The sequence below is a fragment of the Pseudoalteromonas sp. 0303 genome (assembly GCF_013349995.1).
Lineage (GTDB): Bacteria > Pseudomonadota > Gammaproteobacteria > Enterobacterales > Alteromonadaceae > Pseudoalteromonas.
Genome location: NZ_JABVXF010000004.1, coordinates 157,661 through 172,120 on the forward strand (window position 1 = coordinate 157,661; position 14,460 = coordinate 172,120).

At 43.1% G+C, this 14,460-nt stretch carries 10 protein-coding genes; 1 reads left to right on the forward strand and 9 read right to left on the reverse strand.

Annotated features, from left to right (window positions below; all coding sequences use genetic code 11):
* Genes HUS62_RS04850 through HUS62_RS04875 form a run of 6 tightly spaced genes read right to left on the reverse strand, consistent with a single transcriptional unit; the run spans position 1 to position 6,703 of the window.
* On the reverse strand, positions 1-513 hold the full coding sequence (locus tag HUS62_RS04850; RefSeq protein ID WP_175078711.1) for a hypothetical protein: 513 nt from the start codon (positions 511-513) through the stop codon (positions 1-3).
* Positions 506-2,200, reverse strand: a complete 1,695-nt coding sequence (locus HUS62_RS04855) for a GMC oxidoreductase (RefSeq protein ID WP_175078712.1) — start codon at positions 2,198-2,200, stop codon at positions 506-508. The genes HUS62_RS04850 and HUS62_RS04855 overlap by 8 nt, the downstream gene beginning before the upstream one ends.
* Before the next feature lie 13 nt (positions 2,201-2,213).
* Positions 2,214-3,377, reverse strand: a complete 1,164-nt coding sequence (gene nagA, locus HUS62_RS04860) for an N-acetylglucosamine-6-phosphate deacetylase (RefSeq protein ID WP_175078713.1) — start codon at positions 3,375-3,377, stop codon at positions 2,214-2,216.
* Positions 3,355-4,278: an ROK family protein gene (locus tag HUS62_RS04865; protein WP_175078714.1), complete on the reverse strand. Its 924-nt coding sequence runs from the start codon at positions 4,276-4,278 to the stop codon at positions 3,355-3,357. Before HUS62_RS04865 ends, nagA begins: the two co-directional genes overlap by 23 nt.
* Before the next feature lie 17 nt (positions 4,279-4,295).
* Positions 4,296-5,414, reverse strand: a complete 1,119-nt coding sequence (locus HUS62_RS04870; protein ID WP_175078715.1) for an SIS domain-containing protein — start codon at positions 5,412-5,414, stop codon at positions 4,296-4,298.
* Between the two features lie 23 nt (positions 5,415-5,437).
* Entirely contained in the window at positions 5,438-6,703 is a 1,266-nt protein-coding gene (locus HUS62_RS04875) for a D-tagatose-bisphosphate aldolase, class II, non-catalytic subunit (RefSeq protein ID WP_175078716.1), read from the reverse strand.
* Between the two features lie 274 nt (positions 6,704-6,977).
* On the opposite strand from HUS62_RS04875, the gene HUS62_RS04880 reads away from it, so the two are divergent.
* On the forward strand, positions 6,978-8,438 hold the full coding sequence (locus tag HUS62_RS04880) for a Gfo/Idh/MocA family protein (protein WP_175078717.1): 1,461 nt from the start codon (positions 6,978-6,980) through the stop codon (positions 8,436-8,438).
* A gap of 222 nt (positions 8,439-8,660) precedes the next feature.
* Here the strand turns inward: HUS62_RS04880 and HUS62_RS04885 are convergent, their stop codons facing one another.
* From HUS62_RS04885 to HUS62_RS04895, 3 genes are all read right to left on the reverse strand, one after another.
* Positions 8,661-10,109 (reverse strand): amidohydrolase, encoded by a 1,449-nt coding sequence (locus HUS62_RS04885; RefSeq protein ID WP_175078718.1) that lies wholly within the window; start codon positions 10,107-10,109, stop codon positions 8,661-8,663.
* Between the two features lie 97 nt (positions 10,110-10,206).
* Positions 10,207-11,529, reverse strand: coding sequence for a YjiH family protein (locus tag HUS62_RS04890; protein ID WP_175078719.1), 1,323 nt, complete (start codon positions 11,527-11,529; stop codon positions 10,207-10,209).
* 190 nt (positions 11,530-11,719) lie between these two features.
* Positions 11,720-14,398 carry a M14 family metallopeptidase gene (locus HUS62_RS04895; protein ID WP_175078720.1) on the reverse strand — a complete coding sequence of 893 codons (2,679 nt, stop codon included), beginning with the start codon at positions 14,396-14,398 and terminating at the stop codon, positions 11,720-11,722.
* Between the last annotated feature and the right edge of the window lie 62 nt (positions 14,399-14,460).

Sequence of the window (14,460 nt, forward strand, 5' to 3'; positions counted from 1 at the left end):
TTAACTAGCCTGCAATTTTTCTGATGTGAAATAGCCCAGTAGCAAAAATTCACGCACGGTAAAAATACACTTATATATTAAGTACTCGTCACGCTTATCAGGGCTCACTTCTGAAAGAGGTAAGGCTTGCTGCGCTATTATGCGCTGTTGCTGCTGCAAAGAGATAGTAAATAAACCTGTGAGTTTATCTGCTAATTGCGACGATGAAAGAGCACCTTCTGCAATCAGCTCTGCGCCTTTTAAGCATGCCGCACGTTCAGTCACAGTTAGTGTATTTGCTAGCATTAAATCTGTGAAAGCGACTAAATTAAAATACAGTTGCTCATTTGGCTCTAGCTCTAAAATAACCGCCTGCATGTGCGAAACCACATCTCGATGCGCCACTGCTTTAAGCACCTCAAAATGATTGTCATCCACTTTATCAAATAGCTGAGTCGCAGCCACTGGCGTAATAGCCGCACCGAATAATGCTGCTAAACATTTAATGGCATTTCGCCTTTGTAGATCAGCCATTGAACACCCCGTTTTGATAATGCCGTACAGCGTGATCGGCGGCTCTTGCCGTAAATGCCATATAGGTTAACGAAGGGTTCTGATAACCCGACGAGCACATAAACGAGCCGTCAGTGACATAGACGTTACGCACACTATGAATTTGGTTGTAACGATTAAGCACAGAGGTTGCAGCATCATGCCCCATGCGCGCAGTTCCCATTTCGTGGATGGCTTGCCCCGGCGCTGAGCCTTTATCGTACGCTTGCACATTTTGATAACCAGCTTTGCTGAGCATCTCGACGGCTTGCGCTTTCATATCCTCGCGCATGCGCTGCTCGTTTTCAGCAAATTGACAATCAAAATTAACTAAAGGTAATCCCCATTGATCTTTTAATACCGGATCTAAGCTCATTTTATTACGATGATAAGGCAGGCATTCACCAAAGCCAATTAATGCAACTTGCCAAGGCCCAGGTTTGGCAAGCTCTTCTCGAAAAGCCTTACCAAAGCTAAGTTCTTTAAAACCCCGTCGCCAATCTTTGCGTGTTGCGTATCCTTGATAGCCATAGCCGCGAATAAAGCTATGCTGCTCGTTATCATCAAGGTTTCGAAAACGCGGAATATGAAAGCCAACGGGCCTGTCGCCATCATTAAAGTCATCAGCAAAACCTTTTGGCTCACCCGTTGCGCCAACCCTAAAATGGTGGTCCATAAGGTTATGACCAAGCTCTCCACTATCGTTCCCTAAGCCATTAGGAAAACGTGCAGAGGTTGAATTTAATAACAAGGCTGTTGTGGCTACCGTTGATGCACAGCAAAAAATGATGTTCGCTCGCTCGATACGCTCTTTTTTAGATTCAGCATCAATTACTTTCACACCTGTGGCTTGCCCGCTTTCTGGATTGTAAATAATCTCTTTGGCAATGGAGTGAGTCTGAATAGAGAGTCGCCCTGTACGCATCGCTGCAGGTAAGGTCGAGGCTAAACTACTAAAATAACTACCGGTTGGACAACCTCGCATACAGCGGTTGCGCTTGCTGCATGGAGCACGACCTTGCTCAGGCTTTGCCTTAGTTAAATGCGCAACTCGCCCGATGGTGAGGTGCCGATTAGTGTAGTGAGTTAATAAACTTTGTTTAAGCTGCTGCTCTACGGCATTAAGCGCAAAAGGAGGTAAGTAAGGTCCATCTGGTAGCTGAGGTAAGTTCAGCGCTTCGCCAATAACCCCGATGTAGGCTTCGACTTTATCGTACCAAGGCGCTATATCTTTGTAGCGCACAGGCCAATCTACGCCGAGACCATCTTGTTTGTTGGCTGCAAAATCTATATCACTGAGGCGCAAGCATTGCCGCCCCCAAGTTAATGAACGCCCACCAAGGTGATACCCTCGGATCCAATCAAAACGCTGTGATTCTTGATAAGGGTGCTGCAAATCATTCACAAACCAGTGTTTTATTGATTGCTTGGTGGCATAGCCAGTGCGTGCTTGTTTAGCTTGATTCTGTTTTTCTAGTAGGCTGGGCCTGTCGCGAAATGGCAGTTGCCAATCATCTTTAAAGGCAGTGATATAGTCTGTACCGTGCACAACCTGCCTGCCACGTTCCAGTAACAGTACATTGAGCCCTTTTTCGGTTAGTTCTTTAGCAGCCCAGCCGCCAGTAATGCCACTGCCAATAACAATGGCATCGAATACTTTTGCCTGCATTCTCACTTAACTTTTAAAAGATTTGCTTACCCGCACAGATCGTTGCTTGAACAGAAAAGTCTTTATCGAGCAGGGCAAAATTAGCCTGTTTACCTACCGCAATACTGCCTATTTGCTCCGCTTTATTTAAAAACTCAGCGGGTACTAAACTAGCCATGTTAGTTGCTTCGACTAGGCTTGCGTCGGTTAGGTTATAAAAACGTTCAACGCCAACTTCCATGGTTAATGTACTGCCCGCTAAAGAGCCGCTCTCAGTTCGCGCAACACCTTGCTCAACCACAATAGGAAGCTCACCTAAACGGTAGCGACCATCTTGTAAGCCTCCGGCGCTCACGCAATCTGTGATCAGAGCAATTTTATCTGCCCCTTTTAAACGGTAAACCATGTTCATGATGCTCGGGTGCAAATGAATACCATCAGGAATAAGCTCAACCATGGCATCGTTGTCCATCAATAGTGCACCAGTACAGCCGGGATCACGATGATGAATACCGCGCATACCATTAAAAATATGCACACCACCGCAGGCACCATGAGCAAGAGCTAGTGTTGTTTGCTCAAAATTAGCATCTGTATGACCCAGCATCACACGCACACCTTTATCGGTGATATAGCGGATCATATCGGGCGATTTAAGTAGTTCTGGCGCTAACGCAAATGAGCTTAAGCAACCTTCACATGCGGCATAAATTTCATCAAATCGCTGTTTAGTAAGCTCTAAAAAAAATGACTCGTTATGCGCGCCTTTATGTGCTTCGGCAAAGAATAAACCTTCGTTATAAGCCCCTAGCAACTGCGCCCCAGCCAAGCCTTTTTGATAGGCACTCGCCATATTTTTATAAGCTTGAATTGATACGTCCCAGTCTGCGGTCACCGTTGTGCCAACAAACCCCGTTACGCCGTGCTTTGCTAAAGAGCGAGAAATAGTCTCTAGTGATTCTGGGGTGCCGTCCATAATATCGCAGCCTTCACGGCCATGAATATGTAAATCGATAAAGCCCGGAAATAAACTGTGCTCACCTAAATCTATTACCTCGATCTCGGGCGCTATTTGCGTAGTAATGGCACTAATTTTACCTTGCTCGACCAAGACCACGTGATCGAGTAAAACCGCATCAGCTGTCACCACTTTTGCGGCTTTTAAGTAATAGCGATTAAGATGCGTTGGAATTAGCATGGACACTTCCTATTATTGCAGCGCCTCTTACGCCACTAGAGTCACCAAATTTTGCGCGCTTCACGTCGGGCACGGCAAAACCTGAAAATAAATGAGTTTGAATCGCGTCAGGGAGCTTATCTACAATTGCATCAATGAGCGACAACCCGCCCCCAAGCACGATAACTTCTGGATGCAAACTTTTACTAATAGCAGCAAAGGTTTCGCCAAGAATATCTAAGTAACAGGCGAGCACCTTTAAGGCTTGCTCATCACCATGTTTGATATCGTTTGCCCATTCAATCGCTGATTTAGGGGATTGCGTAATATGCTGATACAGTGATTGTACACCTGGCCCTGCAATATAACTTTCGACACAGCCATTTAAACCACAGCCACATTTTAAAACCGGCAGCTGGTATTTTTGCTGCAAATACGCAGACAGCGGTAAATGACCGTACTCCCCAGACATACCCAAACCTTGGTTAAACAAGGTTCCATCAATACACATACCACCCGCAGCACCAGTACCAACAATAGCACCAAACACCCGACTATAACCTTCACCAGCTCCGCCATTTGCTTCTGATAAGGCAAAACACCGAGTGTCATTTAATATCGCAACAGGGCGTTTTAATAATGTTTGTAGGTCGTCGGCAATCACCTTACCTGTGGCACAAGGCACATTTGCAGATAACACTTTGCCAGCCTCATTAATGATACCTGGCATACCGATCCCCACAGCCCCCTGACTATGTGTTAATTCATCGGCCTTTAGCACCTGCTGATATATTGCCTGCAAAAATAGCTGATAATCATCTGTGGGCGTTGCAATACGCCAACTCTGCTGTTGCTCTAAATTATTATTAAAAATGGCGGTTTCTATTTTTGTTCCACCAATATCGAGTCCATAAACAGCCATACTCTACCTAACACTTTCTAACAAGAAGTTAACGGGTAAATAGTTACCCCTTGTACAACACGGTTAACTTCGCCCGTTGGGCAAGGATTGTCAGGTGTTAAACCGAGTGAGATTGATTTATAAAATGCAAAAATCTGACAATAGACAATATAATACAGACCTTGCCACACATCATCCAGCGGTTGCTGCTTTGTACCTATCGATAATTTTTCTATTTGCAGGCATTGTTGCTCTCTGACCAATTCATTATATAAATCAGTATCATATAAACTGCTATATAAATTCCCTGATGACATCAATAGTACGGCAGTTTTATTATTAATAATGGTTTTCGGGCCATGCCTAAAACCCAAAGGCGTTTCAGAATAACTAATTAATTCACCATTTGTTAACTCTAAACACTTTAATGCAGCTTCTTTCGCGTAGCCAAGTAAAGAGCCGGCTCCTAAAAACACTAAGCGCTCAACCTTACTTTGTGCAAAACGCTTAATGTCATCAATTTTCGTATCGAGTAGCTGATTAGTATGTGTCACAACTTTTTCTAATTGAACGTTATCAGGAGTAAAAATACACAGTGTTGAAATCAGCATAGAGGTGAAACTACTGGTCATAGCAAAGCTTTCGTCTAAGGTTTCTTTTGGCATAAGTACACTAAAACTATTTTTTTTAGTTGCCGCCCTTTTAGCTAACTCACCATTTTCATTACAGGTAATAACTAAGTGATAGCACTTTTCAACGACTTGTTCTGCAATATCAACCGCCGCGACACTTTCAGGGCTATTACCTGAACGCGCATAAGAAATTAGTAAAGTAGGTGTGCTCTTTTGTAAAAACCCATATGGGTTAGAGACAATATCAGTGGTGCTGACAGCACATACATCCAAATCGGTTTTCGCAGTTAAATGAGGTGTTAAAGCCTCGCCCACATAAGCTGATGTACCAGCGCCTGTTAAAACTACTTTTAAGTTATTAAGTGCTAAAATCGGCGCTAAAAAATCATTAATCTCAGCTCGCTTGTTATCAACCACTGTTGCCGTATTACACCATGATTTGGGTTGTTGTGTGATTTCTCTTGCTGTCCAATATGCGTTTTGCTGCTTAAGCTCGGTTTCGTTTAAGGATAAAAACTGTGTCATAATAAATTCTCTCTCAACACCACTTATTGATTACAAGCAAGCGAATAGCTATTCGTCACTTCCATTATTTTGTTAAGTACTAACTCACGCGGTGATGAGTTAATTTGGCCATTAATTAATGCTTTGTATTGCATTGGCATAAATTGGCTAAGCAAAGTCTGTGGAATAATTTGCCCTTCTAAGTTGGCAAATAAGATTTCTACCGTTTGTTTTATTTCATCTTCAGGCCAGTAATAACGAATACGATCGCTATAACTATAAGCTCTAAATAGCTTAGCTTCAGCACCTTGTGTTGGGTAAAATTTATTCCAGTAATGTGGCTTTTCTAGCATAATGCGCTCACACACATCACGTAAATTAGAACGCTGACTAGCTTCGACTAATTGATCTTCAATATAAGATAATGCAAACAACCCTTCGCGTAGTGCATAAGTAAGCTGTGGGCCCACTTTTAATATGGCAAAGTGATCTTGTACCAACTCGTGATAGCAATGATCTGGCTGATAGTCGGTAGAGTGAGCTTCATAAACAAGATTATCGACAGTGGTGATAAACTCTTTCAGTTTTTGCGCTTCATTACGTTGGTAATCAAAAACTTGATGGTTATCAAATTCAACTCCCGGCTGCACAACAACAGCAATAACACGTGACCACACATCGCTTATGTTTAAGTTCGCAAATGCAGCCTGATGTAATTCGATTGTTTGCTGTACCCCCTCAACATGGGATACCTCAATAATTTCATGCTCTTGTGTTGCGCCACCCGGAGGAGGAACCTCAGTGCCCACTACATACAGAATATCGTTATCTTCTGCTGCCAACTCTGCGGCTTGGCACATCAATGCTGCACGCTTGGCAATTTCGGCATCAGCTAAACGTTCTCCATCGTCAGCGCATGGCATACTGGCATCTAAATGAATTTTCTTAAAACCCGCACTTGCATAGGCTTTTACTAGCTCAACAGCTTTTACCATCGCGACCTCTGCAGGCTCATTTACCCAACACACTGGGCCTAAATGATCACCACCTAAAATAATGCGCTGGGTATCTAACCCTACTTTTTCCGCTATTGCATGAACAAACTCAACGAAGTCATGGGGCTTCATTCCTGTGTAACCACCAAACTGATTAACTTGATTCGCTGTAGCTTCTATTAAAATTTCGGTGTCATCATTTAGAGCTTGCAACATTGCTGCTTCAATAACGAGCGGGTGTGCACAACACACAGAATAAATACCCTGCGCTTGCCCTACTCGATTGTTATTTATAATCGTTTTTAATGCATTCATGGTTTTCTCCAAGCAGCTTACGCTAATGGTTAGATACGTGATTTGAAATTACATTAGCACAGCGCGAAACGCCGCGCAACAAAACGAAAGACAACGAAAGACCAAAGGTAAGTTTAAAACATGCTAAACACGGTATTCCATAAGAGTAAAAATGATAAAATCCAAAATTACGAAAGAGTTTGAAAGCATTTAATTGTAATTAACTTTGAGTTGCGATATAACAGAAACAACTGAAACCCACTATTAAAATAATCTCAGTGATTTAGGTATCGTTATGACAATAGATAGACGTAGTTTTTTAAAATCTGCCGCAGCCATTACCGCCGCGACAGTCGTGACAGGCTGTGCGAAAAGCCAAAAAGGTGATAATCAAAGCACACCACTTGCAGCACAAGGTAAAAGCGTAATGGGCTTAGCTGTACCAGCAATGGATGTGGTACGTGTTGGTTTTATTGGGGTTGGTCAACGTGGTAGCGGCCATGTAAAACATCTTTGCCATATTGAAGGTGTTGAAATTAAAGCTATTTGTGACACTGATCAGCTGATGCTAGATAAGTCTGTTAATTATGTTGTTGAAAAAGGCTTACCTAAACCAACTGCTTATACGGGTTCTGATAAAGCCTATTTAGACATGCTTGCTCGTGATGACATCGACATTGTGATCATTTCAACACCTTGGCGTTGGCATACACCAATGAGCGTCGCGACCATGGAAAGTGGTAAGCATGCCTTTGTTGAAGTACCTGCAGCAACCACGATGGAAGAGTGTTGGCAACTAGTAAACACTGCTGAGCGCACGCAAAAGAACTGCATGATGATGGAAAACGTTAACTACGGCCGTGACGAGTTAATGGTTTTAAACATGGTTCGTAAAGGCATATTTGGTGAGTTACTGCATGGTGAAGCTGCTTATATTCATGACCTGCGTTGGCAAATGAAAGAAATTGACCGCAGCACTGGTTCTTGGCGTACTTACTGGCATACCAAAGTAAACGGTAACTTATACCCAACCCATGGTTTAGGCCCTGTTTCTCAGTATATGAACATCAACCGTGGTGACCGCTTTGATTTTGTTACCTCAGTCAGCTCACCTGCACTTGGCCGCGCAGCATACGCAGAGCGTGAATTCCCTGCAGGTCACGAACGTCGTTCACTAAAATTTACCGCTGGCGACATGAACACCAGCATTATTAAAACAGTGAAAGGTCGTAGCATTATGGTTCAGCACGACACCACAAGCCCTCGCCCGTACAGCCGCCATAACCTAATTCAAGGTACTAATGGTACATTTGCTGGTTTCCCTAATCGCATTGCTCTTGAAGATGTGCCACCAGCCATCGCGAAAATTAACCAACAGCAATATGAAGCAGAACTCGCTGCATGGGAGAAAGCGGGTTCGCAGGGTCGTAAGCCACATATGCAAAACTTCCATAGCTGGGATCAAGATATGGAAAAGTGGCGTGCTGAGTTTGATCACCCACTGTGGAAACGCATGGGTGAAGAAGCGGTCAAGAACGGCGGCCACGGCGGTATGGATTTCATTATGCTTTGGCGCATGATCTACTGCTTACGCAATAATGAGCCACTCGATCAAGATGTATACGATGCCGCAGCATGGTCATCAATCTTCCCACAAAGTATGGCATCGGTTGCTGATAGAAGTAACAGCAAAACAATTCCAGATTTTACCCGTGGCGCTTGGCAAACTGGTAAGCCACTAGGGATTGTGTCTTAGCACTTTCTTTCCTTGGAACATTAAAAAGCCCGCCCTTTGCCCTGCGGGCTTTTTTATTTTTATACCAATTCGCTTAATTAAGTAGTCTATTTTGAGGCAATAAAACCTCGTTGATAACAAGGCAAAAATTTCGTTATTTAGTTGTTCTAAATGAGAAATTTTTAACGCAGGTAGCGACAGGTTTAATCCCTCAAAATGATTAAGTATTATTGCGGATTGGTATTAATCCTTCTTGCTAGCGCGTAAATCTAGCGCTGGCGCTCTATCGCCTATCTGAGGATAATACTTTACGTCCCCTTTACGCTGTTTAAACTCTGCTTTCGCTTTTTCAATTAAACTCGGATTTTGGTATAACTTTACTGCGCTCAAAGCAAGGGTTTCAGCGGCAAGAATCATCCCTTTGTGGCCAATCGAAGTACCACCAGAAGCAACTGCCTGCCAACTATGAAATGCTGTTCCTGGTACCCAGGTTGAAGCAATCAGGCCTGCCGTTGGTACATTCCAACTCACATCACCAACATCTGATGAGTAAGTGCCTGCATGCACCTCATCGCTTAAAGGCATAATTTGCTTTTCAAGACCTATAATTGACTCTGCTTGCTTGCCTAAAGTAGGACGGATCTGCTCTGCAAACGCCTGTTCTTTTTTAGAGTATTCAATACCACCAAACTCACTCATGCTTTCGTGCATAACATGGGCTAACGTCATATTAGGTAAAATATCCCATACTCCCGACACGACTTCCCATTCTGCTTTGGTGCCCGTACCGAGCGCAGCTGCTTTTGCGGTGTTTTCTAATCGCTGCCAAAGCTCTGCGAGATCTGCGGCTCTCGGCGTACGAAGGTAGTAATAAACCTCTGCAAACTCAGGCACAACATTAGGTGCACCACCACCATTAGTAATCACATAATGAATACGCGTATCAGAAGGCACATGCTCACGCATCATATTAACCATGTAGTTCATTGCCTCGACACCATCGAGTGCTGAGCGGCCTCTTTCTGGCATCACGGCGGCATGCGCAGCAATCCCTTTAAAACGGAATTTTGCCCCTTTGTTTGCTAATGACGATGTCGCATCTGCATTGTTTTGTGATCCGGCATGCCAATGTAGAGCAATATCAACATCATCAAACAAACCATCACGAACCATATACACTTTACCTGCTCCACCTTCCTCAGCAGGGGTACCATAAACTCTTACTTGCCCTTGCGTACCGGTTTCTTCAAGCCAGCGCTTGATTGCCATTGCAGCTGTTACAGAGCCACCAGCAAATAAGTGATGACCACAAGCATGGCCCGCTTGCTTGCCTGCAATTGGGGAGTGAGCGGGTTGCGCGTCTTGCGATAGCCCAGGCAAGGCATCCATTTCAGCCAAAATACCAATCACAGGGCCTGAATCACCATAACTTGCCACGAAAGCTGTTGGCATACCTGCAACGCCTGATTGAATGTCAAAACCAGCGTCTTGAAGAGTTTGCTGCATTAACTCGCTACTTTTATGCTCTTGAAATCCAACTTCAGCCCAGTTCCATAAATTATCGGCAATATTAATCGCGGGCTTTTTAAGATCATCAAAATAACCACTAACACGCTGTTGCTCATTACTTGCCTGCACAGAGTGAGAAACTAAAACACCAACAGCGAATAGGCTTAATGCTAATTTTTTCATCGGATTTCCTATTTATTATTATATGACTTAGCGAGACAGTAACTTCATCCTAAGCGCTATTTCAGACAGCTACAATCTTGTACCTTAAATAATTAACCTATTTAGAAATAAAATAGTGGATCAGATAAGCCAGTGGCGTACTCATCAATAAGGTTAATAAGGTCCGCTGATACCAGATAATCAAAATATGCTTTACAGTAATCGGGATCTGAGTTGATAAAATGCACGGTATCGACGCTGAGAAAAATAAAATCGAAGATATAGATATTTGTGCCACAACAAACCGAGTTACAAAGTCGCTGTTTGTCACTAAGAGCGAAGGTAAGAACATTTCAGCAAGCCCTGTAGCGGCAGCTTTCGAGACAAGTTCAGGATCTGGGGTTTGAATTAACCATGCAAATGGATAAAACAGCATTCCTAACAACTCAAAAACAGGGGTGAACTTCGCTAATAACAAGCCAATCAAGCCAACTGACATAATTGAAGGCAAGATCCCCATTACCATCAACATGCCTTCTTTAAAGTTTCTGAACATACTCGCCAATAAAGGCTCTGCACTTTTCGCAATCTCTAAGCCTTCACTTACAGCTTGCGTAATTCTCGACGCCTCAGTTTGCTTTTCATCAGTCATTAATTTGTTGTCGTCTAAATTTGCTAGCGGAGGTAATCGTACTGTAATGGCGGTGACTAAAAAGGTGAGTAATAAGGTACTCCAAAAAAACTGATTCCAAATATCCATTAGGTTAAGCGTTTTAGCGACTATCACCATAAATGTAGCTGATACCGTTGAAAAGCCGGTGGCAATAATGGCTGCTTCTTTTGCAGAGTAATGACCTGAGTTGTAGACACGATTGGTGATCAGTAAACCTATCGAGTAACTGCCAACAAAAGAAGCGACGGCATCAATGGCTGATTTACCGGGCGTTTTAAATAACGGCTTCATTATTGGCTGCAGCAACACACCGAAAAATTCCAATAAGCCATACCCCAATAAAAATGCCAAAAAAATGGCCCCCAATGGCACAATCAGTGAAATAGGCACCACCAGTTTAGAGAATAAAAAAGGCAGCATATCTTTTTCAAATAATAGACTTGGCCCTATGCTAAAAAAGCTCATCAGAGCGGTCACAACACCTAACAGTTTTAAAATGGATAATACTTTTTGTGTTGTATTCGCCTGCCAGCCACCACTGATAAAAGGATAGATCCCCCCTGCAAGGATCATCAATAGAGCGTATATCTCCACTTGATGTGGAAAGACATCTCGACCAAAGCCGACCATGTGATCAAGTAATATTGTTGATTTACCGCCAATCGAAAAAGGAACAAAGAAAAACACGATGCCTATCAGACTAAAAATAATCAGCTTTAAAATAGCTGCTGAGTTAGCCTGTGAAGTTTCGTTTTGTGTTGATGACATAAAAATCGCCTTGCTTTTATTATTCTAGTTGAAGGTCTATCTGATCAATTTAACTGAAAACGACTCTGTACCAAAAACATTCAAACTTTTTGAGCATTTAAGACGTAGTTAGAGAAACATCGCCAACCAAAAAGGTTGATAATACAAAAAAGCCCGCAACATCGGCGGGCTTTTTAATTAGACTTTAACCTTACTGAGCATGTGCTGCAGCACGGAAAATCGTGTTAGTTAACAGTACATTCATGCCCTCAAGGTAAGCACGGTAGGTTGGTGACTGTGTAAAGCCTATCACCATGCCTTTGCCTTGCGGTTGATGAACAAGCAATGGCTTATACGCAAGCTGTGCTTTATTTTGCTGCCATAGATAACCACTTGCTAGCACATCATCTTTACCTGTAAACCAGGCTAAGTTTTTACCTGAGTTCAGTTTTATTGGCGTGTAAATATCATTACCGTAAGCTACCGCAACAAGGTCTTTATCAACCCCAGCGGTTAACCAATGCTCTTGGTCTACTTCAACATTTGCAAGTACACCAGCTACATAGTCTGGCGATGTATGTGGCTCAATGCTCGCTGCTTTTAAATCATCGCGAGAAGTGAATAACTGCCCTGCCACTTTACTACTTTTATCATCATTGCTACTTGCTTTATCTTCTCGGTAAGCTTGCTCGCGTTTAACATCTAACAAACCGTAATCAGCATTTGTGGTAAAGCGGTTAGCATTACCTAGGGCAATCAACACGCCACCCGCTTCAACCCAGCTTTTTAAATTAGCCGCCCCCGATTTACCGAGTGCTTGCTCGTAATTACCTTCTGGTAAAATAAGCACTTGGTAATCACTTAAATCAGCCCAAGCAAGCATGGGTGTGCGAATAGCGGTTACCGGATAACCAAGCTGTCTTTCGATAACAAAACGAGTGTTACCGGCGCTTAGCTCACGAGTGGCTGCATCCCATGCAATCGCCACTTTAGGTGCCACCATAGGCACTGTTTTGTTACTACCAAAGCTTGGGCCTTCAATCACCCAGCTTGAATCAACACCATCAACAATTGCACCAGTTTGCTCGGCAATTTGGCTAATTTTAGTCAGTAAGTCTTTATCGTTTAGACGTTTTTCGATTACTAAGCTACCCGCTGGGTAGTTAGTTTTATCACCTAATACAAATGCTTGATCAGCACTTTTCAGTTTAATGCCAGCTTGCAGTGCTGCTGTTAAAAAGCGTGCTGCGGCCGTATCACCCCAAGCAACAATATAAGCCACAGAGGCTTCTGGATTATTCACTTTACCAAGCAATGTGTCGTCGGCCTGAACCGCTTTGCTATCTGCGCTAACAGCGCGACCACAACTATCGCTATCAACATTAAACATCATCGGCAGCGACCAACCTGTGACATCGTAAATTTCATCACCTAGGTTACGAGCACGACGTCTTTCTTGCTCTTTTACAAATGCTTCAGCCATATCTACTTGGTCTGTAAATGTGGTACGCACAAATACCCCGCGTGGCTGTGCGGTATCAATAAAATAGCTACCCGCTTTATACTTAACGCCACAGGCTTTGAAGTCTTCAGTTGCTTGTTTAACTTTAACACCATGCTCAGCCATTAAGGTTGCGAGTCTATGAGCGCCTTCACGGTTACTTTGATTAGGTAAGATATAAACACGCTCTTTGCTATCTTTACCCGAATCAATTGCATCAACTTGATATTGATAAAAGTCACCTAGTAGTTTTTCACGTTGGTTGGCAGCCCCTTCGGCGGTCGAAATTGATGCCACAAATTGACGCTTTACAGTATTAAAATAGGAGAGTAGTTCACCGGTATTTTTCTCAAACACGTGGCCACGTGCAGAGCCTACTTCGTAAGTTGATGCTGATGCACCATAAAAAACAGGCCAGCTATCACCGTAGCCTGGGTAAAAGGCATCAAAGATTTCACGGGTAAAGTAATCAAAGCCAAATTCATCAAAATACTTCGCATGATTTTGCCCAATCGCATCCATGTTGGCGATTTGGGTTTTCGTCATATGCGGATTAAATGGCTGAGCAGCCGGTGCAAAGTAGTAAGATTGGTCGCCGCCCATTTCATGAATATCAACCACCACTTGTGGTTTATATTTATTGATTGAAGCCACTCTGCCTTTACTTTCAGGCTGAGTAAGCGCTAACCAATCACGGTTCATATCAAACAAATAATGATTTGTTCGGCCTCTTGGCCATGGCTCATTATGCTCTGCACTTAACCTATCTGCACTGTGTTCAAGACCTACGGTCGCATAATAACGAGTAACAAAGCGCTCACGACCATCAGGATTTTGTAGTGGGTCGATAAACACCACTGTGTTATCTAAAATTTTGCTGTTAACGGCATCATTCGGGGCTGCTAATAAGTGATATGCAGTAAATAATGCAGCATCGGTTGAGCTAATTTCATTACCGTGCACGGCATACTGAAGCCACACAGACGTAGGTAAATTTTTAATTAGCGACTTAGCTTCTTTTTCAGAGGTAATACGCGGATCAGCCAAAGCTTGGGTGTTATTGGCGAGAGTTTCTAATGAGCGAATATGCTCCGTAGTGCCAACCACCGCATAAACCAGTTCACGACCTTCCCAGCTGTTTGCGTACTTAAACACTTTAATACGATCAGGCGCTGCTTGCTCTAAAGCGCTTAAATAACGACGCATATCGTTGTAATTGGTGATACGCTCACCTACATCGTATCCGAGTACTTGTTTAAATGTTGGTATTTGCTGATTATAAGCCGTGCCCGGCCACATTGCTTCGGTATTCGCTGCACTGGCATTAAAGCTTGCCGTTATTGCCACAACACTCACTGAAATGGCTTTTATTATTTGTTTGGCGCTCATTATTTTTCCCAAGTAAAAGTATCTGCTTTGTACATTACAAAAGTATTGAAAATAAACAAATT